At 71.6% G+C, this 25925-nt stretch carries 25 protein-coding genes; 15 read left to right on the top strand and 10 right to left on the bottom strand.

Annotated elements, in window-relative coordinates:
• Positions 1-34 precede the first annotated feature (34 nt).
• Positions 35-1234: a M48 family metallopeptidase gene (locus tag AC0NZQ_RS03080; RefSeq protein WP_474528171.1), complete on the top strand. Its 1200-nt coding sequence runs from the start codon at positions 35-37 to the stop codon at positions 1232-1234.
• 58 nt (positions 1235-1292) lie between these two features.
• Here AC0NZQ_RS03080 and AC0NZQ_RS03075 read toward each other — a convergent pair whose 3' ends face one another.
• Positions 1293-1640, bottom strand: coding sequence for a hypothetical protein (locus tag AC0NZQ_RS03075; RefSeq protein WP_474528170.1), 348 nt, complete (start codon positions 1638-1640; stop codon positions 1293-1295).
• Positions 1641-1649: 9 nt separating this feature from the next.
• Positions 1650-2126, bottom strand: a complete 477-nt coding sequence (locus AC0NZQ_RS03070; protein WP_474528169.1) for a class I SAM-dependent methyltransferase — start codon at positions 2124-2126, stop codon at positions 1650-1652.
• A gap of 18 nt (positions 2127-2144) precedes the next feature.
• Here AC0NZQ_RS03070 and AC0NZQ_RS03065 point away from each other — a divergent pair, with 18 nt between their 5' ends.
• Complete coding sequence (locus AC0NZQ_RS03065; protein ID WP_474528168.1) at positions 2145-2780, top strand: TetR/AcrR family transcriptional regulator; 636 nt, start codon at positions 2145-2147, stop codon at positions 2778-2780.
• A 76-nt stretch (positions 2781-2856) separates the two neighbouring features.
• On the opposite strand, the gene AC0NZQ_RS03060 is transcribed toward AC0NZQ_RS03065, so the two are convergent.
• From AC0NZQ_RS03060 to AC0NZQ_RS03050, 3 genes are all read right to left on the bottom strand, one after another.
• The gene (locus tag AC0NZQ_RS03060) at positions 2857-3705 is read right to left on the bottom strand and encodes a MaoC family dehydratase (protein ID WP_474528167.1); all 849 of its coding nucleotides are present in this window, start codon (positions 3703-3705) and stop codon (positions 2857-2859) included.
• Positions 3706-3708: 3 nt separating this feature from the next.
• Positions 3709-5037 (bottom strand): 3-oxoacyl-ACP reductase, encoded by a 1329-nt coding sequence (locus AC0NZQ_RS03055; protein WP_474528166.1) that lies wholly within the window; start codon positions 5035-5037, stop codon positions 3709-3711.
• Positions 5038-5270: 233 nt separating this feature from the next.
• A complete protein-coding gene (locus tag AC0NZQ_RS03050; RefSeq protein WP_474528165.1) occupies positions 5271-6560 on the bottom strand; it encodes an acetyl-CoA C-acetyltransferase in 1290 nt (429 codons plus the stop codon).
• Between the two features lie 95 nt (positions 6561-6655).
• On the opposite strand from AC0NZQ_RS03050, the gene AC0NZQ_RS03045 reads away from it, so the two are divergent.
• Both AC0NZQ_RS03045 and AC0NZQ_RS03040 read left to right on the top strand, forming a co-directional pair.
• Complete coding sequence (locus AC0NZQ_RS03045) at positions 6656-7375, top strand: TetR family transcriptional regulator (RefSeq protein ID WP_474528164.1); 720 nt, start codon at positions 6656-6658, stop codon at positions 7373-7375.
• A 33-nt stretch (positions 7376-7408) separates the two neighbouring features.
• A complete protein-coding gene (locus tag AC0NZQ_RS03040; RefSeq protein ID WP_474528162.1) occupies positions 7409-9373 on the top strand; it encodes an acyl-CoA dehydrogenase family protein in 1965 nt (654 codons plus the stop codon).
• Between the two features lie 27 nt (positions 9374-9400).
• On the opposite strand, the gene AC0NZQ_RS03035 is transcribed toward AC0NZQ_RS03040, so the two are convergent.
• Positions 9401-11257 (bottom strand): choice-of-anchor Q domain-containing protein, encoded by a 1857-nt coding sequence (locus tag AC0NZQ_RS03035; RefSeq protein WP_474528161.1) that lies wholly within the window; start codon positions 11255-11257, stop codon positions 9401-9403.
• Positions 11258-11457: 200 nt separating this feature from the next.
• On the opposite strand from AC0NZQ_RS03035, the gene AC0NZQ_RS03030 reads away from it, so the two are divergent.
• The 3 genes from AC0NZQ_RS03030 to AC0NZQ_RS03020 all read left to right on the top strand — a co-directional run bounded on the left by AC0NZQ_RS03030 (position 11458) and on the right by AC0NZQ_RS03020 (position 13703).
• Entirely contained in the window at positions 11458-12030 is a 573-nt protein-coding gene (locus AC0NZQ_RS03030; protein ID WP_474529407.1) for a PadR family transcriptional regulator, read from the top strand.
• A complete protein-coding gene (locus AC0NZQ_RS03025) occupies positions 12030-13130 on the top strand; it encodes an inositol-3-phosphate synthase (protein ID WP_474528160.1) in 1101 nt (366 codons plus the stop codon). Before AC0NZQ_RS03030 ends, AC0NZQ_RS03025 begins: the two co-directional genes overlap by 1 nt.
• 126 nt (positions 13131-13256) lie before the next feature.
• Entirely contained in the window at positions 13257-13703 is a 447-nt protein-coding gene (locus AC0NZQ_RS03020) for a hypothetical protein (protein WP_474528159.1), read from the top strand.
• Between the two features lie 14 nt (positions 13704-13717).
• On the opposite strand, the gene AC0NZQ_RS03015 is transcribed toward AC0NZQ_RS03020, so the two are convergent.
• Positions 13718-14542, bottom strand: a complete 825-nt coding sequence (locus AC0NZQ_RS03015; protein WP_474528158.1) for a hypothetical protein — start codon at positions 14540-14542, stop codon at positions 13718-13720.
• Positions 14539-14856, bottom strand: a complete 318-nt coding sequence (locus AC0NZQ_RS03010; RefSeq protein WP_474528157.1) for a hypothetical protein — start codon at positions 14854-14856, stop codon at positions 14539-14541. The genes AC0NZQ_RS03015 and AC0NZQ_RS03010 overlap by 4 nt, the downstream gene beginning before the upstream one ends.
• Before the next feature lie 160 nt (positions 14857-15016).
• Here AC0NZQ_RS03010 and AC0NZQ_RS03005 point away from each other — a divergent pair, with 160 nt between their 5' ends.
• Both AC0NZQ_RS03005 and AC0NZQ_RS03000 read left to right on the top strand, forming a co-directional pair.
• Positions 15017-15367 (top strand): YbaB/EbfC family nucleoid-associated protein, encoded by a 351-nt coding sequence (locus tag AC0NZQ_RS03005; protein ID WP_474528156.1) that lies wholly within the window; start codon positions 15017-15019, stop codon positions 15365-15367.
• Positions 15368-15372: 5 nt separating this feature from the next.
• Positions 15373-15954 (top strand): hypothetical protein, encoded by a 582-nt coding sequence (locus AC0NZQ_RS03000; RefSeq protein WP_474528155.1) that lies wholly within the window; start codon positions 15373-15375, stop codon positions 15952-15954.
• A gap of 3 nt (positions 15955-15957) precedes the next feature.
• On the opposite strand, the gene AC0NZQ_RS02995 is transcribed toward AC0NZQ_RS03000, so the two are convergent.
• Positions 15958-16563, bottom strand: coding sequence for a YqgE/AlgH family protein (locus AC0NZQ_RS02995; RefSeq protein ID WP_474528154.1), 606 nt, complete (start codon positions 16561-16563; stop codon positions 15958-15960).
• An 89-nt stretch (positions 16564-16652) separates the two neighbouring features.
• On the opposite strand from AC0NZQ_RS02995, the gene AC0NZQ_RS02990 reads away from it, so the two are divergent.
• Positions 16653-17957, top strand: a complete 1305-nt coding sequence (locus AC0NZQ_RS02990) for an MFS transporter (RefSeq protein ID WP_474528153.1) — start codon at positions 16653-16655, stop codon at positions 17955-17957.
• Here AC0NZQ_RS02990 and AC0NZQ_RS02985 read toward each other — a convergent pair.
• A complete protein-coding gene (locus tag AC0NZQ_RS02985) occupies positions 17928-19322 on the bottom strand; it encodes a CCA tRNA nucleotidyltransferase (protein ID WP_474529406.1) in 1395 nt (464 codons plus the stop codon). The genes AC0NZQ_RS02990 and AC0NZQ_RS02985 overlap by 30 nt on opposite strands.
• An 87-nt stretch (positions 19323-19409) precedes the next feature.
• Here AC0NZQ_RS02985 and AC0NZQ_RS02980 point away from each other — a divergent pair, with 87 nt between their 5' ends.
• The 5 genes from AC0NZQ_RS02980 (at position 19410) to trxA (ending at position 25853) form a co-directional block, all read left to right on the top strand.
• Entirely contained in the window at positions 19410-20264 is an 855-nt protein-coding gene (locus AC0NZQ_RS02980; protein ID WP_474528152.1) for an NUDIX hydrolase, read from the top strand.
• Positions 20261-22471 (top strand): DUF6049 family protein, encoded by a 2211-nt coding sequence (locus tag AC0NZQ_RS02975; protein WP_474528151.1) that lies wholly within the window; start codon positions 20261-20263, stop codon positions 22469-22471. The genes AC0NZQ_RS02980 and AC0NZQ_RS02975 overlap by 4 nt, the downstream gene beginning before the upstream one ends.
• Positions 22468-24402 carry a murein biosynthesis integral membrane protein MurJ gene (gene murJ, locus AC0NZQ_RS02970; protein WP_474528150.1) on the top strand — a complete coding sequence of 645 codons (1935 nt, stop codon included), beginning with the start codon at positions 22468-22470 and terminating at the stop codon, positions 24400-24402. The genes AC0NZQ_RS02975 and murJ overlap by 4 nt, the downstream gene beginning before the upstream one ends.
• Positions 24403-24465: 63 nt before the next feature.
• Positions 24466-25437, top strand: a complete 972-nt coding sequence (gene trxB / locus AC0NZQ_RS02965) for a thioredoxin-disulfide reductase (protein ID WP_474528149.1) — start codon at positions 24466-24468, stop codon at positions 25435-25437.
• Positions 25438-25523: 86 nt separating this feature from the next.
• The gene (gene trxA, locus AC0NZQ_RS02960; protein ID WP_474528148.1) at positions 25524-25853 is read left to right on the top strand and encodes a thioredoxin; all 330 of its coding nucleotides are present in this window, start codon (positions 25524-25526) and stop codon (positions 25851-25853) included.
• The last annotated feature ends 72 nt before the right edge of the window (positions 25854-25925 follow it).

Below are 25925 nucleotides of genomic sequence, written 5' to 3'. Positions count from 1 at the left end.
TCTTCGGTGTCGCCGGAGGCCGCGCTGCGGCAGCATGGCGCCCGTGACCACTCCCGAACCGCCGCCCGAGCCCGCCGTCGACGGCCGGGGTCGGACGGTGTTCCCCGGCATCAGCTCGCGCGCCTTCGAGCACCCCGCCGACCGCGCCGCGCTCACCGCGCTGCGTGCCGTCCCCGGCTTCGACCAGGTGATCAAAGTGGCCTCGGGGATGCTGCGCGAGCGGCAGTACCGCCTGGTCCACCTGTCGAGCTCGGTGCGGGTCGACGAGCGGCAGTTCCCCCGGCTGCACGAGCTGCTGGGCGAGGTCGCCACCGTCCTCGACACCACACGGCCCGAGCTCTACGTCTTCAACGACCCGTACCCGAACGCCTACACGCTCGGGGTCGACCGTCCCTTCATTGCGATCAGCAGCGCACTCTACGAGCTGATGGACGACGACGAGCGCCGCTTCGTGCTGGCCCACGAGATCGGCCACGCGATGTCCGGGCATGCGCTCTACCAGTCGATGTTGCTGCACATCCTCAACCTGATCGGCTCCTTCGGCTGGATCCCCGCCGGTGGCCTGGCACTGCGGGCCCTGGTCGCGGCCTTGAGCGAGTGGCAGCGCAAGGCCGAGCTCACCGGCGATCGCGCCGGTCTGCTCGCCACCCAGAACCTGGACGTCTCGCTGCGGGTGCACATGAAGACCGCGGGCGGCGCGCACCTGGACGAGATCGACGCCGACGCCTTCCTGGCGCAGGCTGCCGAGTACGAGGGTGCCGGGGACCTGCGCGACGGCGTCCTCAAGCTCCTCAACACCGAGAAGGCGTCACACCCCTTCGCCGTGGTCCGGGCCGCGGAGCTGCGCCGCTGGCACGACTCGGAGGAGTACCGCACCATCCTCGCCGGCCGGTACCCGCTGCGCAGCAACGATCGCGAGGCAAGCTTCGCCGACAACGCCCGTGAGGCGGCGCGGTCGTACAAGCAGCGCATCGATGAGTCGACCGACCCGTTGGTGACGACGGTCCGCAACATCGGCTCGACCGTCGGCACCGGGTTCGGCGCGGCCGCAGACAGCGTGGCCGACTGGTTCTCGCGCCGGGGGCGCGACGCACCTGCCGGCGAGCAGCCGGCGGCGGACGCGCCGACAGAGCAGCCCCCGTCAGCTGCGGGCAGCGGCGACATCTTCGACTGGTTCGCCCGGCGCAACGACCCGCCGCGGGACGAACCCGGCGAGCAGCCGCCGACGCCGTGACCTCGCCCCCGACGAGGCGAGAGCCCGCAGGGGTCAGCGCTCGGTTCGCGCAAGGGCGTCAGGCCGGCGCCAGCCGGTAGTGGTTCAGGACCGTGGCCCGATGGCCGGGTTGGACGTGGTCCAGAAGGCCGATGAGGCGCGCGAGCGCTCCCGAGGAGACCCTCGCGGCCTCGCGGACCAGCGACTCCGTCGACTCGCCGAGCAGTCGCGGCTGCTGGGCCATCGCCCGAGCCAGATCCGCGGTCGTGGAGCGAAAACCGGTCGACGCCGCTCGCATCGAACTCTGTCGACCAGCGACACGGCGGACCCAGGGCGCGACGGTGTCGGCGAGCAGCGTCGTCGTGGGTGAGTCGTGCGCGGCGATCATGTCGCAGGTGGCGTCGACCTCGCCCGCGGAGAGGTACATGAACAGTCCCTAGGCCAGGACGAGCAGCGGCCGGTTCGTCGCGACGGTGGGCCACCAGGCCGGATCGGTCACCGAGGCCGCGATCGTGGTCACGCCGTCCCGTTCGGGATAGAACCGTCGACGGAGCTCGATGACGGGTTCCTGGTCAACCTCGATCCACGTCACGTCCGGCGCTGGGTCGATGCGCAGCACCCGGCTGTCCAGCCCGCATCCCAGGTGCAGCACGACGGCGGCGTCGTTGCTCGCGAGGAACGTCCTCACGTGACGGTCGATCAGAGCGGCGCGGCCGACGACGAGGGGCTGGTTGCCGCGCAGGCGCCGCAGGGACGCCGCATCATGATCGACACCGTCCAGGATCTGCGCGGCGAACCTGTCTCCGAGAACGGGGTGTGTCGATGCCGCGTCACGGGCGTGGAGGTACAGCGACATGAGCATGGTCTGCTGTTCGCCGCGCAGGCTCGTGGGGCCGTGCGATCGATCGGTCATGGTCGTTACGGTACAGAAGTGTCCCGTAATTCTGCCGCCGATCGAGACGCCGCCGGCAGTCGCGGGCGCCCCCGCGACGCCCGCGTCGACGAGGCCATCCTCGACGCGGCGCTGACCCTGTTCGCGGGCGGCGGGCTGGACGCCGTGACCTTCGACGGCGTGGCGGCTCGCGCGGCCGTCAGCCGCAGCACCGTGTACCGACGGTGGAACGACCGGGAAGACGTGGTCCGAGCCGCACTCGTGTGGCACCGGAAGACGGGCGAGCGCGGTGCCGAGGGGTGGGCATCGGCGACGACCGTGGCCGAGGTCGTCGCCCTCTTCACCGACCGAGCCGTGCAGGCCCTGTCGGACCCGCGCGACCTGGCGTTGTTGGCCCAGGTGCAGGCCCTCGATCACCGCAGCCCGCTCAAGCAGGCGTACTGGACAACAATCGTCGAGCCCCGGCGGCAGAGCTTCGGAGCCATGATCGTGGCGGCACGTCGTCGTGGCGAGCTCCCGCCGGGTCCGGACCCGGGCCTCGTCCAGGATCTGCTCGCCGGCGCGCTGAGCTACCGGGCCCTGAGCCACCCGCAGCCTCTCGACGAGGCGCAGGCACGCGACTACGTGCACACCGTGCTGCGGACGCTGGGTCTCGTGCCCGACCGGCCCGCGTGAGGTACCGGCGAAAAGCGAACCCGCCGGGTCCGCGCCCGATTCGGCGCGGCCCCGACGGGCTGACTGCGCTGGGCGTTCAGACGGGCCGGATGGTCCCTGCGAGATGCGGCTTGCCCGACTTCGCCGCACGGACGTCGAGGTCCCAGCTGTCACCGTCGGCCACGGCACCGATCGCCACCGTGGCCGGCAGCAGGACGGGCAGCTTGAAGGCGACGTCCACGGTGTAGGCGTCGGGCAGCCGTCCCTCGAGCGCGGCGATGGTCCGCGCCTTGAGCCACATGCCGTGCGCAATGGCCGACGGGAAGCCGAAGGCCTTCGCCGTGAGCGAGTGCAGGTGGATCGGGTTGCTGTCCCCCGACACCGCGGCGTAGCGGCGACCGATGTCACCGGGCACCTTCACCCGCGCCAGCGCGCCCTGCTGCGGCGCGAGCTCCTTGCGCTCGCCCTTCGCCGCCTTGTCGCCGGACGACTTGCCGCGACGCAGGTAGGTCGAGCGACCGGACCAGACCGTCTCGCCGTCGACCGTCGCCTCGGCGAGCAGGTCGAACTGCCGGCCGGAGGGGTGCGGCCGAAGGTCGGCGGCCCGCACCGCGAAGGACACCGTCTCGTCGGCGCGCATCGGACGGTGCACGGTGATCGCGTTGTTGACGTGCACCAGCCCGACGAGCGGGAAGGGGAACGCGTTCTCGGTCATGAGCTTCACCGACAGCGGGAACGCCAGCACGTGCAAGTAGGTCGCGGGGAGCACGTCGGTGACGCCGAAGCCGCAGACCCGCTGATAGGCCACCAGATGCTTCGGATCGATCGCCTGGTCCGCCAGCGTGTACTCGCTGTCGGGCAGCGCATCACCCTTGTGTAAGGGCCCGGTGACCGCGGCTCGCGCGTAGAGCGGCAGCAGCGAGGGTGAGGACGTCAGCGCCGGCACCGGTTACGCACCCACCAGGTTCTGGCCGCAGACGCGCAGCGTCTGACCGTTGACGCCGCCGGCGCCGGGCGAGGCGAGCCAGGCGACACCCTCGGCGACGTCCACGGGCAGACCGGCCTGCTGCAGCGACGAGAGGCGGCGTGCCACCTCGCGCGTCGCGAAGGGCATCTTGGCCGTCATCTCGGTGTCGATGAAGCCGGGCGCGATCGCGTTGATGGTCGAGTCGCCGTGAGCGGCGAAGGCAGCGGCCGAGGCGCGGACCAGACCGATGACACCTGCCTTGGTGGCGCCGTAGTTCGTCTGGCCGCGGTTTCCGGAGAAACCCGTGGTGGACGACAGGCAGACGACGCGCGCCTGCTTGTTGAGCTGGTCGCTCGCGAGCAGCGCCTGGTTGATAGTCAGCTGCGACTGCAGGTTGACGGCGATGACCGAGTCCCACTGCTCGGGCTTCATGTTCGCCATCAGCTTGTCGCGGGTGATGCCCGCGTTGTGGACGAGGATGTCCAGGCCGGAGGTCTGCGCCGCGAGGTACTCCAGCAGCTTCTCCGCGGCATCGGCCGCGGCGACGTTGAGGTGCAGCGCCTGGCCGCCGACCCGGTTCGCGACCTTGGCCAGCGCCTCGCCGGCCTGGGTGAGGTCGGCGCAAATGACATTCGCGCCGTCGCGGGCCAGGACGCCGGCGATGGCGGCGCCGATGCCACGGGCGGCACCGGTGACGAGCGCGGTCTTGCCGGCCAGCGGCTGATCCCAGTCCTTCGGGGCGGGAGCCTTGCCGGGGCCGAGCAGCACCGGCTGCCCGTCGACGTAGGCCGAGCGGCCGGAGAGGAAGAACCGCAGCGCCGACGGCAGCGACACCTCGTTCTCGACCCAGAGCAGGTTGGCGGTGGCGCCGCGGCGCAGCTCCTTGGCCAGCGACCGGACGATGCCGTCCAGCGCCTGCCGGGTGGCGTCGACGGTGATGTCGGCACCGTCGGCCGGCTTGCCGAGGACGAGGACACGACCGTTGGCCGCCAACGACTTGACCGCCGGCTGCAGGAACTCGCGCAGCGCGGCGAGGTCGCCGGGCGTGCTCACCGAGCGGGCGTCCAGCACGGCAGCGGCGACCTTGGTGCCCTCGCCGGCGAGATCCAGGACCTCGGCGCCGGTGGCCTCGACGGCCTTGCGCAGTGCGGCGGTCGGCTTGCCCGAGGTGGAGCCGAGCAGCAGCGGTCCGGGCAGGATCGGCGCGCCGGCCTCGAAGCGGCGCAGCACCGACGGCTGCGGCAACCCGACGCGCGTGGCGACGGCCGCGCCGACGGGCGAGTTGACGAGGTTGAGGTAACGGTCGGACATATTCTCTTCCTACTTTCAGGTCTTACGCGCAGAGCGCGGGGAATCAGGTTTCGCCTCGCAAGGCGGACGACGAAGGCTGTAGCTCGCTACCGCCGAGGAGGACAACGCCGCGAGGCGGAAGCTGAGCCCCGCGACGAGCGCGAGGATCCAGGTTTCGCGTCGCAAGGCGGACGACCGAGAGCTGTAGCTTGCTACTGCCGAGGAAGGACAACGCCGCGAGGCGGAAGCTGGGCCTAGCGTTCCAGGATGGCGACGACACCCTGCCCACCCGCGGCGCAGATGGAGATCAGGCCGCGGCCCTTCCCCTTCTCGTTGAGGGCCTTGGCCAGCGAGGCGACGATGCGGCCACCGGTCGCGGCGAACGGGTGACCCGCGGCCAGCGACGAGCCGTTGACGTTGAGCTTGCTGCGGTCGATGGAGCCCAGCGGGGCGTCCAGGCCGAGGCGCGACTTGCAGAAGTCCGGGTCCTCCCACGCCTTGAGGGTGGCGAGCACGGTGGAGGCGAAGGCTTCGTGGATCTCGTAGAAGTCGAAGTCCTGCAGCGTGAGGCCGTTGCGGGCCAGCAGCCGGGGTACGGCGTAGGCGGGCGCGAGCAGCAGGCCGTCGGCCTTGCGGTCGCCGTGGACGTAGTCGACCGCGGCGGTCTCGGCGTCGACGAAGTACGCCAGCACCGGGAGGTTGTGCTCCTTGGCCCACTCCTCGCTGGACAGCAGGACTGCCGAGGCGCCGTCGGTGAGCGGCGTCGAGTTGCCGGCGGTCATGGTGGCCTCGTCGCCGAAGGACTTGCCGAAGGCAGGCGACAGCTTGGCCAGCTTCTCGACCGAGGAGTCCGGGCGCAGGTTCTGGTCGCGGGACAGGCCGAGGAACGGCGTGATGAGGTCGTCCTGGAAGCCGCGGTCGTAGGAGGCCGCGAGGTTGCGGTGCGAGGCGACGGCGAGCTCGTCCTGCGCCTCACGGGTGATACCCCACTCCAGCGCCGTGATGGCCTGGTGCTCGCCCATCGAGAGCCCGGTGCGGGGCTCGGAGTTCTGCGGGATGTTCGGCACGAGCTGGCTCGGCCGGATGCCGGCGAGTGCCTTGAGCCGGCCGGCGGTCGTCTTCTGCCGGTTCGCGTTGAGCAGGACCTGCCGCAGGTCCTCGTTGATCGCGATCGGGGCGTCGGAGGTGGTGTCCACGCCGGCGGCGATGGCGGAGTCGACCTGGCCGAGCGCGATCTTGTTCGCGGTGAGGATGACGGTCTCGAGGCCGGTGCCGCAGGCCTGCTGGACGTCGTAGGCCGGCGTGGTCGCAGCCAGGCGCGAGCCGAGCACCGACTCGCGGGTGAGGTTGAAGTCACGGCTGTGCTTGAGCACCGCGCCCGCGGCGACCTCGCCGAGCCGCTCGTCCTGCAGCCCGAAGCGCGCCACCAGACCGTCCAGCGCGGCGGTGAGCATGTCCTGGTTGGAGGCATGCGAGTACGGGCCGTTCGAACGGGCGAACGGGATGCGGTTGCCGCCGACGATGGCGGCTCGACGAGTGTTCACGAACGATCCTCTCGCGTTGGGTGTGCATCCGGTCTACCCGTCAGAGGGCAGCCGGAGGTGAACTCGTACCGAGGGTATCGGGTACTTTGTGTCCCGTGAACGATCGTGTGTCGCGGCTAACGCCGGACGCCCCGGACGGGCGGACGTCACGGTGGGACGCGCACCGGGCCGCTCGCCGGGAGGAGCTGATCGACCAGGCACTCGCCGCCATCGCCCGATACGGCAGCGAGGTGGGGATGGATCAGATCGCCACCGTCGCCGGCACCAGCAAGGCCGTGATCTACCGCTACTTCGCCGACAAAGGCGAGCTCTACCGGGCCGTCGGGCGTCGCGTCATCGCGCAGATCGTCGACACGCTGCAGGCCGTCCACCGCGACGGCGAGAGTGATCCGCGAGCGATGCTGCGCAGCGCCATCGACGGCTACCTCGCCCTGCTGGACGAGAATCCGCAGCTCTTCCGGTTCGTCACCCAGCACCGTCTGCTCCCCGAGGTCCGGGCCGGTCAGCCAACCCCGGCCGAGCACAGCGACGCCGTCAGCGCCATCCTCACCCGCACCCTGGGCGACCAGCTGCGGGCCTGCGGTTTCGACCCCGTCGGCGCCCAGCCGTGGGGCGAGGCGGCTGTCGGCTTCATCCGCGCCGCGAGCCTGTGGTGGCTCGACCATCCGGACCGGATGACACGCGAGCAGCTCACCGATTACCTCGCCGCGCTGCTCTGGGGCGGCGCCGCCGGGGTCTTCCAGGCGGCCGGACGTGAGGTGGACGCCCGACCGGCGCCCGGCGTGTTCCCCGTCGCGTTTCCCGCCGCCGAGTGACGTCCCGGCCGCCTCACCCGGGTACACCCCGGTATGACCGAGACGCTGGCAACCGCTGATTCCGGCATCATCCGGGATGTTCTGGACGGCCGCTGGGCCGATGTCAAGGCTGAGGCGCGCGACCTCGCCAAGGACCCGAGGTTCCACGTGGAACCGGGCGAGTCCGTCGAGACGCAGCGCGAGCACGTCTTCGACCGGTTGACCGCACTGGCCGAGAGCGGTCACCCCCGCCGCGGCTTCCCGTCGCGGGTCGGCGGGACCAACGACGTGGGCGGCTCCATCACGTCCTTCGAGATGCTGGCGATGGGCGATCTCTCGCTCCTGGTGAAGGCCGGCGTGCAGTGGGGTCTGTTCGGCGGCGCGATCCTGCACCTGGGCACGGAGCGGCACCACGATCGCTATCTCGCCGACGCGATCACCCTGGACCTGCTCGGCTGCTTCGCGATGACCGAGACCGGGCACGGCTCGGACGTCGCCAACGTCAAGACCACGGCCACCTACGAGGTGGAGACCGGCGAGTTCGTCATCACCACTCCCACGCCGGGTGACCGCAAGGAGTACATCGGCAACGCCGCGCGGGACGGTCAGGTCGCGGTGGTCTTCGCGCAGCTGATCACCCGCGGCGAGGAGCAGGGTGTCCACGCCTTCGTCGTGCCGATCCGGGACGACTCCGGGGCGGCGATGCCCGGCGTGACCATCGAGGACTGCGGCCTCAAGGCCGGTCTCAACGGCGTCGACAACGGCCGCCTCTACTTCGACCACGTACGCGTGCCGCGCGACAACCTGCTCAACCGCTACGCCGATGTCGACGCCGACGGCACCTACACCACGTCCATCGAGAACAAGACCGCCCGCTTCTTCACCATGCTCGGCACGCTGGTGCAGGGGCGGATCAGCGTGGCCGGCGGCGCCGGCAGTGCCACCAAGGTCGCGCTGGCCATCGCGCTGCGCTACGGCAACTCCCGAACGCAGTTCGAGAACCCGGCGACCGGTGACGAGATCACCGTCCTGGACTACCTCGGACACCAGCGCAAGCTGCTCCCCGCCCTGGCCAAGACCTACGCCCTGCACTTCGCCCAGCTCGAACTGGTCGCGGGGCTGCACGACACCACTCCGGATCTGGACCTCCCCGTCGCGGAGCAGCATCCGGCCGAGCACCCGGATCGCCGGGAGCTCGAGACCCGCGCCGCCGGTATCAAGGCGATCGGCACCTGGCACGCCACCGCCACCATCCAGGCCTGCCGGGAGGCCTGCGGCGGCGCCGGGTACCTCGCCGAGAACCGCCTCCCCGGCCTCAAGGCCGACACGGACGTCTTCACCACCTTCGAGGGTGACAACACCGTGCTGCTGCAGCTGGTGGCCAAGGAGCTGCTGACCGGGTACGCCCAGCACTTCGGTGACCTCGACATGCGGGGGACCGCGCGCTTCGTCGCCGACCAGGTGGTGGAGACGGTCATCGAGCGCGCCGGCGGCCGGCGCCTGCTGCAGCGGCTGCGCGACGCCGCGCCGTCCTTCACCGACGATGCAACCAGTGCCAGCGTCTACGACCACGAGTGGCAGATCTCGATGTTCGAGCACCGCGAGAAGCACATGCTCGAGTCACTGGCGCTCCGGCTGAAGAAGGCGCTCAATGCCGACGACCAGTTCGCCGTCTTCAACGCCGCGCAGGATCACCTGCTCGGCGCGGCCCGCGCACACGTGGACAACGTGCTGCTCGCCGCCTTCGTCAACGGGATCGAGCAGATGACCTCGGGTCCGGAGAAGGATCTGCTGGTGCGGCTCTGCGACCTCTTCGCACTGTCGGTGGTCGAGGCCGAGCGCGGCTGGTTCCAGGAGCACGGCATGCTCTCGGCCAACCGCTCCAAGCAGGTCATCGCCGCCGTCAACGAACTCTGCGGGCTCCTCCGGCCGCAGGCGCTGACCCTCGTCGACGCCTTCGGGATCCCGGACGCCTCCATCGCCGCGCCCATCGCCTGGCCGGACGACACCCTGCAGTAGTCGTCCGGCCCGGCGCGGGTGATCGGGTCAGCCGCGGTGGCGTCCCGGTCGCCGACCCAGCCGGCCGGCGGCCAGCAGGATCGCGAAGCCGGAGAGCACCAGGGCCGAACCCCAGCTGAGCAGCGAGGCCGACGGGGCGCCGGTCTCGGCGATCGGATCCCGGCCGTTGCCGTCAGGGGCCGCGCCGTTGCCCTCGTCCTTGGCAATGGTAAGGGTGAAGCGCCGGGACGCGCCGTCGGCGAGCACGGTGAGGGTGACGCGACCCGCGGCCGTCGGCGTGCCGCTGAGGACACCCGAGGCGCTCAGCCGCAGGCCGTCCGGCAGGCTGCTGCCCTTCGCCAGGGACCATGCGTACTTCCCGTCGCCGCCGGTCGCGGCCAGGACCTTGCGGTAGGCGTCGCCGACCTTGCCGTCCGGCAGCGTCCTGGTGGTGATACGCACCGGCGGCGTGGGGCGCTCGACGACCCGCTCCACGGCGCCGATGTCACTGCGCGGACCCTGCGGGCGGGCGATGCCACGCTGGTCGGCAGCACCCGAGGTCGCAGCGGGCACCCGGTCGAGCAGCGGGCTGTCGGCCGCCGGCAGATGCGTCTCGGTGAGGCCGCCGTTGTCGGCCAGCGGACCGAGCTTCGGCGCGATCGTGACGAGGTCGTTCGCCGCAGAGGTGAAGCCGCAGCTGTTGGTTGCGTCGGAGGAGGCGTTGAAGCCGCCGTCGGTGACCGGGGCGCCGGTGGTGTTGGTGCCGAAGCAGTCCGGGACACCCGTGCCCTGCGCGACGATCGCGCTGGCGATGACGTCCACCTGTCCCGGCGTGACGGCGGGCGCAGCCGCGGTGACCCGAGCAGCGACACGGCGGGCGGCGGCGGGCTTGGCCGCGATGCGGGCGCGCGGGGCGGCGAGGGCGGGCGGCGTGGCGAGCGCAGCAGACGTCCAGCCGCGCGCGGCGACACGAGCGCTGCGAGCAGCGAGGTCGTTCACCAGGTGGACGATGCCGCCGTTCTGGGGGAAGTTCCCCTCCGTGAAGGTGCCGGCGATGGTGCTCGCGGTCACGGCCACTCCCACGCCGGGGAACGCGACCAGGCCGCCGTACCGGTTGCCCGAGACGGTGCTGGCGAAGACGCGGGCCAGCCCGGAGGCGATGACCGCGCCGCCGTAGCCGTTGCCCGAGACCGTGCTCCGGCTGAGGTCGATGGAGGCCGTGACGGTGGCGGTCGGAGTGGGCGTCGGACCGCCGGCGTCCTGCGAGATGCCGGCACCGCCGTTGTCGGCGAGGGTGGTCTGGTCGAAGGTCAACGCCGAGCTGACCGCGTAGACGCCGGCCCCGCTGGCCGGCGAGCCGTTGCTCTGCGCCGGTACGACGGTGCGGGAGATGACGCTGCGGGTCGCGGTGAAGAGGGCGGAGACGAGGAAGGCCCCCGCACCGCTGTTGCGGTCCAGGCGGCTGTCGACCAGGCGGACGTCCGCCGCAGAGGCCGCGAGTCCGGGAGCCTCGGCGTTGCCGGAGATGTCCAGATCACGCAGCACGACGACCGGCTGCGTGGTGGGGCTGCCCGCGGCCAGGACGCTCGGGTTGCCACCGGCACCGGCGATCACGGTGCGGCCCTCGGGGTCCCCGATCAGGGTGAGGTCCTTGCTGATGGCGACCGATTCGGCGTAGCGACCCGCGGCGACCTCGACGGTGTCACCGGGGTTCGCGCTCTCGACGGCGTATCCGATGGTCTTGCACGGCGCCTTCGCGCTGGTGCAGCCGGTGGTGTCGCTGCCGGTCGGCGCGACGTAGCGGGTCGCCGGGGCCGCCGACGCCGTACCGGCGAAGACGGCGAGGCCGGTGAAGGCCGTCGCGAGGGACAGCGTCCCGACGACGAGGGGACGGGCAGCGCGCAAGGCGACTTCCTTCGTGAAGGCGGATGGGCGGGACGAGAGCCCGCCGAACAGTAACGGCCGCGCCGGGTTCGTGGGTCGCCGAAAGACCCGGATCGTCGGCTGTGACCGGAGCTGTCTCGCTGTGATGTATCGTCGTGATACATCGCTGCGACACCCGGCGTGGCGAACACCCGATGAACATCCGACGACGGGGGCGGCGCATGCTCGAGATCGCCGTCCTCGGTCTGCTCAGCGACAGCCCGATGCACGGTTACGAGATCCGCAAGCGGCTCGCGACCACCCTCGGTACGCTTCGCGCCTTCTCGTACGGCTCGCTTTACCCGACGCTGCGGCGCCTCTCCGAGGCGGGCTGGATCAGCGAGGAGTCGTCCGACGGCGACGAGTCCTCCCGGTCACGGCGGGGCAAGCGCGTCTACCGGCTCACCGCCGAGGGTAAGGAGCACCTCGCGGAGCTGCTCGCCGACGTCGGCCCCGACGCCTTCGACGACGACAACTTCGGCGCGCGGCTGGCGTTCTTCAGCCAGACCCGCTCCGACATCCGCATGCAGATCCTCGAGGGGCGGCGACGCCGCGTCGAGGAGAAGCGGGAGGGCATGAAGCGTGCGCGCACCGGCGAGCGCTTCGACCGCTACACCCGTGAGCTCCATGAGCACGGCCTCGACGCGGTGGACCGTGAGGTCCGCTGGCTGTCCGAGCTCATCGAGAGCGAGCGGGCCCAGTACCCGAACCAGACCATTGAAGAAGAAACACCGACTCGAAGGAGGAAGCCCTGATGGCTTCGCAGTCCGCGGCGGGCAAGATCAACGTCGCAATCGTGGGTGTGGGCAACTGCGCCGCATCCCTCGTCCAGGGCGTCCACTTCTACCGTGACGCCGACCCGACGCAGAAGGTCCCGGGTCTCATGCACGTGACCTTCGGCGACTACCACGTCCGGGACATCAACTTCGTCGCCGCCTTCGACGTGGACGCCAAGAAGGTCGGCCTCGACCTGTCGCAGGCGATCCTCGCCAGCGAGAACAACACCATCAAGATCTGCGACGTCCCGCAGCTGGACGTCCCGGTGCTGCGCGGCACCACGCTCGACGGTCTCGGCAAGTACTACCGCGAGACCATCGAGGAGTCCCTCGAGGAGCCGGTCGACGTCGTCCAGACGCTGAAGGACAACAACGTCGACGTCCTCATCTGCTACCTGCCGGTCGGTTCGGAGCAGGCGGCGAAGTTCTACGCGCAGTGCGCCATCGACGCCAAGGTCGCCTTCGTCAACGCGCTGCCGGTCTTCATCGCCTCGACCCCCGAGTGGGCCAAGAAGTTCACCGACGCCGGCGTCCCGATCGTCGGTGACGACATCAAGAGCCAGGTCGGCGCGACGATCACGCACCGCGTCCTCACCAAGCTCTTCGAGGACCGCGGCGTCGAGGTGCAGCGCACCTACCAGCTCAACGTCGGCGGCAACATGGACTTCAAGAACATGCTCGAGCGCGAGCGCCTGGAGTCCAAGAAGATCTCCAAGACGCAGTCGGTCACCAGCCAGATCCCCGACCGCGACCTCGGCGCCCGCAACGTGCACATCGGCCCGTCGGACTACGTCCAGTGGCTCGACGACCGCAAGTGGGCCTTCATCCGTCTCGAGGGCAAGACCTTCGGCGACGTGCCGCTGAACCTCGAGTACAAGCTCGAGGTCTGGGACTCCCCCAACTCGGCCGGCATCATCATCGACGCGCTGCGTGCGGCGAAGATCGCCAAGGACCGCGGCATCGGTGGCCCGATCCTGTCGGCCTCGAGCTACTTCATGAAGTCGCCGCCGGTGCAGTACTTCGACGACGAGGCCAAGAAGGCCGTCCAGGACTTCATCGACGGCACCGTCGAGCGCTGAGTCCACTCTGAGTCCACTCGCTTCACCGGCCCGGGCCGGCACCGCAGACCGCGGTGCCGGCCCGTCGCCGTCGTGGGGGTAGTCCTGCCCCTCGTGCGGGGGCGGGGACTTTGCCACGATGCGGGGATGCCGATCGACGACCGTGCCTTCGACGACCTGCCCCGCATGGCCGCTCCCCCGCCGGACGAGATCGTGGCGCAGGTCCGCGGCGTCGTCAGCTCGACGGCGGCGGCCGCCGACGAGGTCGTCGACTCGGGCCTCACCGCCTCGGCCGCCAGCGCCGACGGCCACCTCTCGGCGACGGTGGGCGAGCGTGGCCTGCAGTCGCTCGACATCGGGGCACCGGCGATGAAGCTGCCGTCGAGGGATCTCGCGGAGGCCATCACCGCGGTCGTCCGGGAGGCCGAAGCTGCCTACAGTGCCGCCGTCCTCGCCGCGGTCGCGCCGGGGCTGCCCCGCATGCCGACCGGTGCCGATCTCGCCGCGCTGGACCAGCTGGGCCGGGCCGGGGCGGCCGCGCCCCGCGAGATGCAGGACATGTTCGAGCGGTACCGGCGCGACGCCGGATTCTGACCCCGGCCGTCGGGTCAGTCCCCGACGACCGACTCGAAGAGCGTCTTGCCGCCGAGCATCTCGCCGAGTCCGACGCCGCCGAACATGGGAGCGAACTCGATGCCGCCGTACTTGTAGCCGGCGCCGACGGCCTCCTGGTAACCCGCCGCGAGCAACCCCTTCAGCATCGTGCCGAGGCCGTCCACGGTCGCCTGGCCGAGGTCACCGAGCACGTCGAGGTCGCCGGTCGTCAGCTGCGCCACCACGTCGCCGATCAGCATGGCGCCGATGCCGGCGGCCAGGCCGGCGTCCACCGCCTGCGTGGTGAGATCGACCTCCTCCAGCACCGTGGTGCTCATGGTGACGATCTCGAGCGCCATCGCCTGGGCCTCGAGCGCGACCGGCTCGGTCGGGGGAAACCAGACCGTGGCGAGGAAGATCGCGGCGAGGATGCTCAACAATCCCGCGACGACGAACAAGATCATGATGGCGATGAAGGTCTCGATGGCCGCGATCGACATCGCGACACCCATCGTGCTGGCCAGCAGCGTGGCACCCGTGAGCTTGACGAGGAAGTCGTCGCTGGACTCCCTGTAGGCGTCGTAGTCGTTGCCCACCCACACCAGGCCACCGACCTGTTGCTGGATCGCCGCCGCCGAACGTGCCGCCTGCGCCAGCTTGTCGGCCTGCGCGAACCAGTCCTGGCCGGCATCCCACATCTGTCCGGGGTCACCCTGCATCTTGTAGGCGATGCCGGTCAGCGGCCACACCTGCGGAAAGGCCACCCCCGCGATGGTCAGCTCGATCAGCGCGGACTTGGCCAACCCCTCCCCGGCGGTGGCCCAGTTCGTCCCGGTCACAGCGAGAGGTCCGTCTTCACCGTGCTGAGCCGCTCCGCGTCGTCCCAATGCTTGGCCGACGAGCGCAGGTTGGTGTCGAAGGTCCGGACGTCCTCGGCGCGGCCCTCCAGGTTGCGCTTCTGGAAGTTGTAGGCCTCGACGTAGACCAGCGCCAGCGGGATGTGGAGGTTGGTGAAGTTGGAGCTCTGCACGTCGTGGGCACTGGTACCGGGAGCGATCGCGGTCAGCGCATCGGCGATCAGCGGGGCCACCTCGCTGGAGTACCGCGCGGCTGCGTTCCGCAGACCGTCGGTGTCGACCTCGTTCGGGCTCATACCGGCGAAACTATCGGCGCGGCCCGAGGGCTGCCAGCCCGTCGACCGGGGAGCACTGCCCTGCCGGGCCGGCCGCCGGTTGGCTACCGTGAGGTTTCCGAGCTGAGAGGGCGAACTCGTGACGGCTGGCTTCGTGGATCCCACCGAGCGGGGTCTCCCCGTGGCTGTCGAGCCCGGCGGTCTCACCGGTTCGGGCAGCAGCGACGACGGCCTGGTCACCGCGACGGTCGACGGCGGGCGGCTGCAGGCGCTGACGCTCGACCCGAAGGTCATGCGCAGCTCCGGCGCGGAGTTGGGGCGGGCCGTGGTCGCGGCGGTCGGCCGGGCCCGCGCCGAGCACGAGGAGCTGTGCGCTCGGCGCGCCGCCGAGCTCGGCGCCCAGCGGCCGGACCGCGCCGCCGTGCTGCAGCGACTGGAGCGGCTGCAGCAGCTGGTCCGCGACTCCGACGGCGACATGCGCACCGTCGCCGACCGGATGCACGCCGACGCGGTCCGCGACGCCCGCTCCTGAACTCGGTGTCCGCAGCCAGCTCCGCCCCCGACCCGATCTCGGCCGACCGGGTCGTCCTGGTGCTGCGGCGTCCCGGTCCCCCGGTGCGGGTGGCGTTCGACCTCGCCGACAGCGGCGGCCGGTCGCTCGGGATGATCGACAAGCCGGTGCTTCCCTCCGGTCGCCAGCTGCTGCGGGCCCTCAACCCCTTCGACGACGGCGCGCCGGTGACGTTCGCGCTGAGGGACACGGCCGGGGAGATCCGCGCGCTCATCGAGCGGACACCGGCGGGCAGCCCGCTCGGCCCGTCGGCCGTCGTCACCACCCCGGACGGCGGCCACCTCGTCACCTGCGAACCGCACGGCGTGCTGGCTCGCCGCTACGCACTGCTCGGGGCAGGGCGGGAGCTGCTCGCCACCGTCCCGGCAACGCCCGCGACGTCAGCCATCCTCGACGCCGCCGGCGCACCCCACGGCGAGATCGACCAGGCGCCGGGGGCCGAGGGGATCTTCCGGTTCAGCTGGGTGCCGGGGACCCCGCCGGTCGTCCGGTTCGGCTGCCTCGCCGCGATGGTCACCTTCCAGACGGGCGTGCTGCTCGCGACGTGACGGTCAGTTCCGTGCCGCGTCCTCGGGGAACGACGAGAGCAGCGACAACGGCGCCGGCTGGCGACGCAGGACGTCGCGCCACATGGTGCGGGGCTGCTCGCTGAAGAGGTCCTCCGGGGTCCCCGGCAGCACCCACCACGCCCCCTCGGCGAGCTCGCCGTCCAGCTGGCCCGGCGACCAGCCGGCGTGGCCGGCGAAGACCCGCAGTCGGCGCGCGATCGGACTGATCACGGTCACGTCGCCGTCGAGGTCGATGGTGGCGACGCCGTCCACGACCTCGCGGATACCGCTCATCGCGCCGGCATCCGAGCCGCTGGCCGAGACGTCGCCGAGGCAGAGCGCCCCGTCCGGCTGCACCGGACCGCCGCCGAAGACCACCGCCGGTCCGCTCGCGACGTCGTGCCAGTCCGGCAGCACCTGGCCGACCGGGGTGTGGCTCGGCCGGTTCAGGACCACCCCGACGGTGCCGCCGCCGTCGTGCTCGAGCAGGTAGACGACGGTGCGGCTGAAGTGCGGATCGCCGAGCAGCGGCGTGGCCACGAGCAGCTGACCCGCCTCCGGTGGGAGGCGCAGCGCGGCGGGCAGGAAGGTCCAGTCCGCCGTCGCCATGGCTTCATCTTGGCGTCCGAGCCGCCTCCCGGCCAGCCGCAGGGTCCGGCGAGGCCTCGGCGCGCCGTGGTGCTGGCTATCGTCGGGCCATGCCGCGGCGCCGCCACCTGCTCGTCGCGCTGCGGCAGCCCGGTTTCCGCCGGCTGCTGACGGTGCGGCTGGCCGGCCAGTTCGGCGACGGCGTCTTCCAGGCCGGCCTGGCCGGGGCGGTCCTCTTCAATCCCGAGCGGCAGGCGAGCGCAGCCGATGTCGCGGCGGGTTTCGCGGTGCTGCTGCTGCCGTACTCGCTGGTCGGGCCGTTCGCGGGCGTACTGCTGGACCGCTGGTCCCGCCAGCGGGTCCTGGCGCTGGGCAACGCGCTGCGGCTGGTCGGGCTGCTCGGCTTCGCCGCCGGGCTCGGGGCGGGGCTCTCCGGTATCGGCTTCTACGCCGCGGCACTCGTCCTCATCTCGGCGGCCCGTTTCCTGCTCTCGGCGCTGAGTGCGGCCCTGCCGCACGTCGTCCCGGATCGCGAACTCGTCACCGCCAACGCCGTCGGCACCACCGCGGGGACGGTCGCGGCGGCTGTCGGTGGCGGGGTGGCCGTCGGTCTGCGGGCGCTGCTCGGCTCCGGGGACGGGGACTACGCCGTCATCACGGCCGGTGCGGCCCTGCCGTTCCTGCTCGCCGCGTTCGCGGCCGCCGGATTCTCGCGGCCGGCGTTGGGTCCGTCCACCGAGGAGCGCGGTGCACGACAGTCGGCGCAGCAGATCGCGAGCGGGTTGGTCGCCGGCGTCCGGCACGTCGGCGAGCGCCCGGCCGTGCGTGACGCGCTGCTCACCATCACCGTCCACCGCCTCGGCTACGGCGTCACCACGGTCTGCACCGTGCTGCTCTACCGCAACTACTTCGCCGACGACGGCCTCTTCCGCGCCGGGCTGGCCGGGCTCACCCAGGTCGTGGCCATGATCGCGGTGGGCGGGGCGGTCGCGGCGGCTGTCACACCCGGGGCGTTCCGGCGGGCCGGTCCCCGAGCGTGGCCGGCGATCCTGCTCGCCGGGTCGGCCGGCGTCCAGCTCGGCTGCGTGCTCACCTACTCGCTGCCGCTGCTCCTGCTGGCCGCGCTGCTCCTCGGCTTCGCCGCGCAGGGCATCAAGATCAGCGTCGACACCGTCGTGCAGCAGCAGGTCGACGATGCCTACCGCGGTCGGGTCTTCGCCGGTTACGACACCCTTTTCAACGTCACGCTCGTCCTCGCCGCCGTGCTGACGGCGACCGTCCTGCCCGAGGACGGCCACAGCCCGGCCGCTGTCCTCGTCGTGGCGGGCGGATACCTGGCCCTCGCCGTGTTCTACCTGCGGGGTGGACGGCGGCCGGCCGCCGACTCACTGCTGCTCGGCCCACCAGCGGCGTAGCTCCTCGACCGCCCGGTCGTGGCCGAGCGGACCGTGTTCCATCCGGAGCGCCAGCAGATGCTTGTAGGCCTGCCCCACCGCGCGCCCCGGCGGGATGTCGAGCAGCTGCATGATCTCGTTGCCGTCGAGATCCGGACGGATCGCGTCCAGCTCCTCCTGCGCCTGGAGCTCGGCGATCCGCTGCTCCAGCGTGTCGTAGGCATGCGACAGCGCCGCCGCCTTGCGCTTGTTGCGGGTCGTGCAGTCGGAGCGGACCAGCCGATGCAGCCGCGGCAGCAGCGGACCGGCGTCCTGGACGTAACGCCGCACCGCCGAGTCGGTCCAGCCGCTGGTGCGGTAGCCGTAGAAGCGCAGGTGCAGGAAGACCAGCTGGCCGACGTCCTCGATGAGCTGGTTGCTGGCCCGCAGGGCCTTGAGCCGCTTGCGCGCCATCCGCGCCCCCACCACCTCGTGATGGTGGAAGGTGACCCGGCCACCCTCGACGAACTCGCGGGTCGCTGGCTTACCGATGTCGTGCAGCAGCGCGGCCCAGCGCAGCGTGAGATCCGGTTCGTCCTCCAGGTCGATGGCCTGGTCCAGCACCTGCAGGCTGTGGGCGTAGACGTCCTTGTGCTGGCCGTGCTCGTCGGCGGCCATCCGCAGCGCCGGCAGCTCGGGTAGGACGACGTCCGCCACCCCGGTGTCGACCATCAGCTCCAGCCCGGCTCGGGGCGCAGCACCCAGCAGCAGCTTGTTCAGCTCGGCGAAGACGCGCTCGGGGGTGATCCGCGCCAGCTCGCCGGCGAAGTCGCTCATCGCCGCCGCCGTGTCGGGGTCCACCGAGACGCCCAGCGTCGAGACGAACCGTGCCGCGCGCAGGATGCGCAGGGGATCGTCGCCGAAGGACTCGGCCGGCGAGCCGGGGGTACGCAGCAGACCGCGGGCCAGATCGGCGAGGCCCTGGTACGGGTCGGTGAAGGCGCGGTCGCCGGTCACCGACACCGCCATCGCGTTCATCGTGAAGTCTCGCCGCCGCAGGTCGTCGGCGAGCGAGTCGCCGAAGCGCACCTCCGGGTTGCGGGAGACACCGTCGTAGACGTCGGCTCGATAGGTGGTGACCTCGCACGGTGCCCCGTCGATGCGGGCGCCGATCGTGCCGAACCGGATGCCGGTGGTCCAGGTCGTCGCCGCCAGCGGCTCGACGACGGCGAGGATCTGCTCCGGCCGCGCGTCGGTGGTGAAGTCCAGATCCTCACAGGGACGTCCCATGAGGGCGTCTCGCACCGGACCGCCGACGAGGTGGAGCTCGTGGCCGGCAGCGGCGAAGGCAGCGCCGAGGCGGGTCGCGGCCGGCGGCAGCGTCACCAACTCGCCGGGCGAGCTCACCCGGTCGGGGCCGTCGGGGCCGGAGGAGGGCTGGGCGCGCGGTGTCACGGAGGGCCAGCGTACTGACCGGGCAAGTACGATCGGCCCATGTCCCAGGGCCCGGAATCCGACGCCGGGTCACCAGCTGCGAGAACGCCCGACACGCCGTCGTCCCCGTCGGGCGACCCCTCGTCCACGCCGGGCGCGGGCGAGGCCCGGCGCCAGGGCGGCCGCAGCGGGGGCCGTCGCCGCGGCGGCCGAGGTCGGGGTGGTCGGGGCGGTCGTGGCCGCTCTTCCGGCGGCACCGGCGCTGCTGACGAGACCGGGACGGGCGCAGCGGACGGGCAGCCGACGCGCTCGACGCCGACGAACACCGGACGCAAGACCCCGGCCAAGACCCCCGGCAAGACCGCGGCCAAGAGCGCCGGCAAGAGCGCCGGGACGTCGGCTCGCACCTCGGGCTCGGCCGGCGGCGGCTCGCGCAGCCGGCAGGACGAGAACGGTCGGCGCCGTCGCCCCCGCCGCTGGCTGCGACAGGTCGACGAGTTCAGCGCCGGCGGGCTCGTCCTGGACCTCACCGGCGAGATCCCCCGCGGCGCCCTCATCGGCCGGACCGACAGGCAGGGACGGCTGCTGTGGTCGCTGCCGAAGGGTCACATCGAGGCCGGCGAGACCGCCGAGCAGGCCGCAGTCCGCGAGGTCGAGGAGGAGACCGGCATCGCCGGCGTCATCCTCGGCGAGCTGGGAGTCATCGACTTCTGGTTCGTCGCGGACGGTCGCCGCATCCACAAGACAGTGCGGCACTACCTCATGCGGCGCGTCGGCGGCGAGCTCTCCGACGCCGACATCGAGGTCGACGAGGTGGCGTGGGTGCCGCTGCCCGACATCCGCGGCCAGCTCGCCTATCCCGACGAGCGCGGCCTCGTCGACACTGCGGGCAGGATGCTCGCGGAGCCGGCGTGAGGGGCCGCGGCTCTCGGTCGGCACGACTGGCCGGCGTCGTCGCCCTGGCCACCGCCCTGCTCGGCGGCCCGGCCGCAGCGGCCACCGCCGCCCCACGCGAGGTGCCCCTCACCGCGGCGCCGGGTCGCGGCGCGGTCCTCGTCCGCGTCGACGACGTCTCGCCGTCGTCGGTCGCGCGGACGACCAAGCGGACACCGCTGCAGGTCCGCCTCACCCTCACCAACACCACGGACGAGACGATCAAGGACGTCCAGGTGCGCGGGTACCGCGGGGACCCGATCGGCAACCAGGACGCGCTGGACGCCTCGATCGGCGACAGCAGCCCCCCGACCGACGGTCTGGCCGTCCCCACCGTGCGGCCGCTGCGGGTGAACCTGGCCGCAGGTGCGTCGGTGACGACGGCCTTCGCCACGACGATCAGCATCCTCAACGACGGCCGCGGTGTCTGCCAGTGCCACGACGCCGTCTACCCGATGCATCTCGTCGCCACGCTGCCGACGACGACCGGGGGGACGACCGTCCTCGGCGCGGCGACCACGTACGTCGTCTCCCAGCTCACCCCCGCCACCCCGACTCGCGTGAGCTGGGTCTGGCCGCTGATCGACCGGCCGCACCGGCTCGCCGACGACACCGTCTTCCTCGACGACGACCTGGCTGCCTCCGTCGACGGCGGCCGACTGGACCGGGCGCTGCAGGTACTCGAGCAGCTGGACCCGAGCATCCCCGTCACCGCGGTCGTGGACCCCGAGCTCCTGGACGAGTTGAGCATCATGGCCGGCGGCAACTACCGCGTGGTCAGCGGCTCGAAGACGGTGGCGGGCACCGGCCAGGCCGCGGCCACTGACTGGCTGAACCGCTTCGCCAGCCTTCTCGTCCGCCCGCAACCGCTGCAGCTCGCGCTGACGCCCTACGCCGATCCGGACCTCCAGTCGCTGACGAAGCACGACCTGGGCTGGGCCACCACGCTGCCGGCCCAGATGCAGCGGCGGGTGACCGCCGCACTCGCCGGTCGGACGGCCGACACGGACATCACCTGGCCCGCCGGCGGCACCCTGAACCGGACGGCCCTCGACACCGTCGCCTCGTCCGGGACCCGGACCCTGGTGGTGGACGGCTCGGCGCTCTCCCCGTCGACCAGCGACGGCATCCCGGTGTCGGTGGCCCGGCTCCGCACGGCCAGCGGCACCGTCATGGCGGCCGCCACCTCCCCGGCGATGCAGCGCCAGGTCGCGCAGGCCGTCGGCCCGGAGGAGACGAGCACCAGCGGCTCCGCGTCGCTGCCGTACCTGATCGCCGAGGTCGCGGTCCGCTCCATCCAGTCCGAGGGCAGCACCAGCGAGGCGGTGCTGACCCCACCGCGCTACGTCGATCCCACCGTCGACCGGGCGGTCCGGACCATCACCGACTCCAGCAAGAACGCCTACGCCACCCCCGTCGCGCTGCGCGATCTGCGCCGTGACCTCCCCCGCAACACCAGCACGCTGCGCTCGGGCTCGCGGACCTCGTCCGGTCAGGGTCTGCCGATCGCCAACCTCGAGGCGGACAGCCGCACCTCGCAGGCACTGCCGACATTGCGTTCGCTGTTGGCCGACGACCCGGACGCCACCCAGCTGCTCGCCGGACTCACCCACGCCACGCAGCGCATCGCCTCGGCGGCCTGGCGGCCGGTCAGCGGGGCGCCCACGTCGGCCGAGCAGGGACCGGACCTCGCCGCCGGGCTCGTCTCGCAGGTGGATGACCTGCTCGACGGGATCCGCATCATTCCCCCGCAGGGTGGCTACACCCTCGGCTCGAACGACTCCCGGCTGCCCGTGACGGTCGAGAACTCGCTGCCCTACACCGTGCGGATCGACCTCTCGGTCACCGCGCAGGACGGGCTGCCCGGCTACTCCACCGGCGACATCGAGACCAAGACCGTCGCGGCGGACTCCAAGCAGACGATCCGGGTGCCGAGCCGCCTGGAGCGGTCCGGGCGTATCGCGGTGCGAGCCCAGCTCAGCGCCCCCTCCGGCCGGAGCCTCGGCCCGCCGGTGACCCTCTACGTCCGCAGCACCGTCCTCGGCACGGTCGGCATCGTCATCACCGTCGCCGCCGGCGCGGTCCTCGCGCTCGCACTCATCGTGCGGCTGCTGCGGCGGATGCGGCGACTGCGTCGCAAGGCCGCCGAGCGTGACCACCGTGCCGCAGTGGAGACGATGTCGGCGTGAGCCCACCCGAGGACGACTGGAGCCAGCCCACGCTGCACCGGTCACGGCAGGCGGTCGAGCCGCGCACCTTCACCGAGGCCGACCCCATCGGGTCGCTGATCGTCGCCGCACTGGACGAGGAGGACGGCCGGGGCGAAGGTCGCGGTCGTCACGCCGAGGGCACCTGGGGCGCCACCACGCTCGTCGGCAAGCCCCGCAAGCGCAAGGCCGCCGTCACGCCGCCGGAGGAGGCCACGCCGGGCGGCACCCGGACCGATCTGCCTGTCGCCGACGGCGCGACGATCGTCGCCGACGCCCCCGCCGAGGCCGAGGAGGAGTCGGCACCGGAGAGCGGGACGGACGAGCGGAGCAATCGCGGCCTGCTCGCGGCGAGCGGGTCGATGGCGGTGGCCACCCTGGTCAGCCGGGTCACCGGCTTCCTCCGCACCGTCCTCATCGGCATCGCACTCGGCGTCGCCGGGGTGGGTACGGCCTACAACTCGGCCAACACCTTCCCGAACCAGGTGTACGAGCTGCTCCTCGGTGGTGTGCTCTCCAGCGTCCTGGTCCCGTTGCTCATCCGGGCCCAGGACGAGGACGACGACGAGGGCGTCGGCTACACGCAGCGGTTGCTCTCCATCGCCGCCGCCGCGCTGGGAGCGATGACGATCCTGGCCGTCCTGGCCGCGCCCTGGATCACGGCCGTCTTCGTCGAGCCCGGACCGCGCCGAGAGCTCACCACGATCTTCGCAACGCTGTTGTTGCCCGAGATCTTCTTCTACGGCCTCGGCGCCATGTTCATGGCCGTGCTCAACATCCGGCACAGCTACAAGGCCGGCGCCTGGTCTCCCTCCCTCAACAATGTCATCATGATCGTGACGATCGTGATCTTCTGGATTCTCCCCGGCCCGGTCACCCTGGACCCGCGGTCGATCACGACGCCGCAGATCCTCGTCCTCGGCATCGGCACCACGCTCGGCATCGCGGCGCAGGCCTTCGTGCTCGTCCCCGCGCTGCGCCGCGTGGGCTTCCGCTGGGAATGGCGCTTCCGCGCGCGGCCGGAGGAGAAGGGGCGGCTGCGGGAGATCGGTGTCCTCGGCGGCTGGGTGCTGGCCTACGTCCTCGTCAGCCAGGTCGGCGTCTCGGTCATCCAGCGGGTCGGAAACGACAATCTCGGCTACGTCATCTTCACCAACGCCGACCTGCTCTTCCAGATGCCCTACGGCATCCTCGTCGTCTCGCTCCTCACCGCGATCATGCCCCGGCTCTCGCGGGCTGCCCTACGCGAGGACAACCCGGCGGTGATCGAGGACCTCGGCCTCGGTGCGCGGCTCTCGGCGATCGGCATGCTGCCGATCACGGCCGGCCTCATCGCACTCGGTCCGGTGATGTCGGTGACGGTCTTCGCCCACGGCGAGATCTCCATCGCGGATGGCCGGCTCATCGGGACCGCCCTGGCCTGGTCCGCCTTCGGCCTCTTCCCGTTCGCGCTGGTGATGCTCCAGTTGCGCATCTTCTACGCGATGCGTGACGGCAAGACCCCGGCGATCATCAACGCCTTCATGGTCGCGGCGAAGGTCGCGCTGGTCATTGCCTCGTCCCAGCTGTTGGAGCGGCGGGCGGCGATCGAATGGCTCAACATCTCGACGTCGCTGTCGTACGTGATCGGCGCGATCGTCGGCCACATCATCCTCACCCGGCGGCTCGGCAACCTCCAGTTCGGGACGGTGCTCGTCACCGTCCTGCAGGTCGGCTTCGCCTCGCTCCTCGGGGGCGCGGCGGCCTACGGCGTGGTCCTCGCCGCGCAGAGTGCCCTCGGCACCGCGGTGGTGGGCTCGGCGGCGGGTCTCGTCGGCGGCTCCCTCGCCGGCCTGGTCGTCCTCGGTCTGGTGGCGTGGCGGATGCGCATACCTGCGCTGCAGCAGGCGCTCGCTACGGTGCGAGGACGCTGACGGGAATGGCGCGGCCCTGCCCCCGGTTCACTCGAACACATCGACGAAAGAGGCGAGCAACGCATGACTGAGCACCGCAACGTGATCATCGTCGGCTCCGGCCCGGCGGGGTACACGGCGGCTCTGTACACCGCCCGCGCCGATCTGGCGCCCCTGGTCTTCGAGGGGTCGCAGTACGGCGGTGCGCTGATGAACACCACCGAGGTCGAGAACTTCCCCGGTTTCCCCGAGGGCATCATGGGCCCGCAGCTGATGGAGCAGATCCGCAGCCAGGCCGAGCGCTTCGGCGCCCAGCTGGTGGCCGACGACGTCGTCTCGCTGGACCTCACCGGTCCGGTCAAGACGGTGAAGACCCTGGACGCCGAGTACACCGCGGATGCGGTCATCCTCGCCATGGGGTCGGCCTACCGGAAGCTGGGTGTCCCCCGCGAGGACGAGCTCTCCGGCCACGGGGTCAGCTGGTGTGCGACCTGCGACGGCTTCTTCTTCCGCGACCAGGACATCGCCGTCGTCGGCGGCGGCGACACCGCGATGGAGGAGGCGACCTTCCTCAGCCGCTTCGCCAAGAGCGTCGCCGTCATCCACCGCCGCGACTCGCTGCGCGCGAGCGCGATCATGGCCGAGCGGGCCGAGGCCGACCCCAAGATCACCTTCGTCTGGAACAGCGAGATCGCCGACATCCACGGTGACGGCTCGGTCTCCGGCGTCCGGCTCCGGGACACCGTCACCGGTCACGAGCGGGACCTCGAGCTGGGGGGCCTCTTCATCGCGATCGGCCACGAGCCCCGCAGCGAGCTCGTGGTCGGCCAGGTCGAGCTCGACGACGAGGGCTACGTCCTCACCGGCGAGGGGACCCGGACCAATCTCGCGGGCGTCTTCGCCGCCGGCGATCTGGTGGACCACACCTACCGGCAGGCGATCACCGCGGCCGGCACCGGCTGCCAGGCCGCACTGGACACCGAGCGCTACCTGGCGGGCCTGCCGCACCGGACCGAGACCAACCAGGCGCAGGAGCCCAGCCCCATCGGGAGCTGAGCACGCAGCACGACCGGAATGAGCGGCGCCGCAAGGGCGTTGCACCCCACGTCCGCCAGGACGATTCACAGAGTCAGGAGACCCCCATGGGCGCCAACACCAAGACCGTCACCGACAGCAGCTTCCAGACCGACGTCCTCGGTGCCGACGAGCCGGTGCTCGTCGACTTCTGGGCCGAGTGGTGTGGCCCGTGCCGCCAGGTGGCCCCCGTCCTCGAGGAGATCGCCGGCGAGCAGGCCGGCAAGCTCACCATCGCGAAGCTGAACATCGACGAGAACCCCGAGACCGCTCGGAACTACCAGGTCATGTCCATCCCGACCATGGCCGTCTTCCACAAGGGCGAGCTCGTCAAGACCATCGTGGGTGCCCGGCCGAAGGCCGCCATCCTGCGGGAGCTCACCGAGTTCACCGGCTGAGCTCGAACTCACCGACACGCTGAGGCGGTCGTGCGGCTCGCCCGCGCGGCCGCCTCTGGCGTGACCGGCCCT

The sequence above is a fragment of the Jatrophihabitans sp. sgz311053 genome (assembly GCF_056135305.1).
This window is presented reverse-complemented; position numbering and strand designations above follow the sequence as displayed.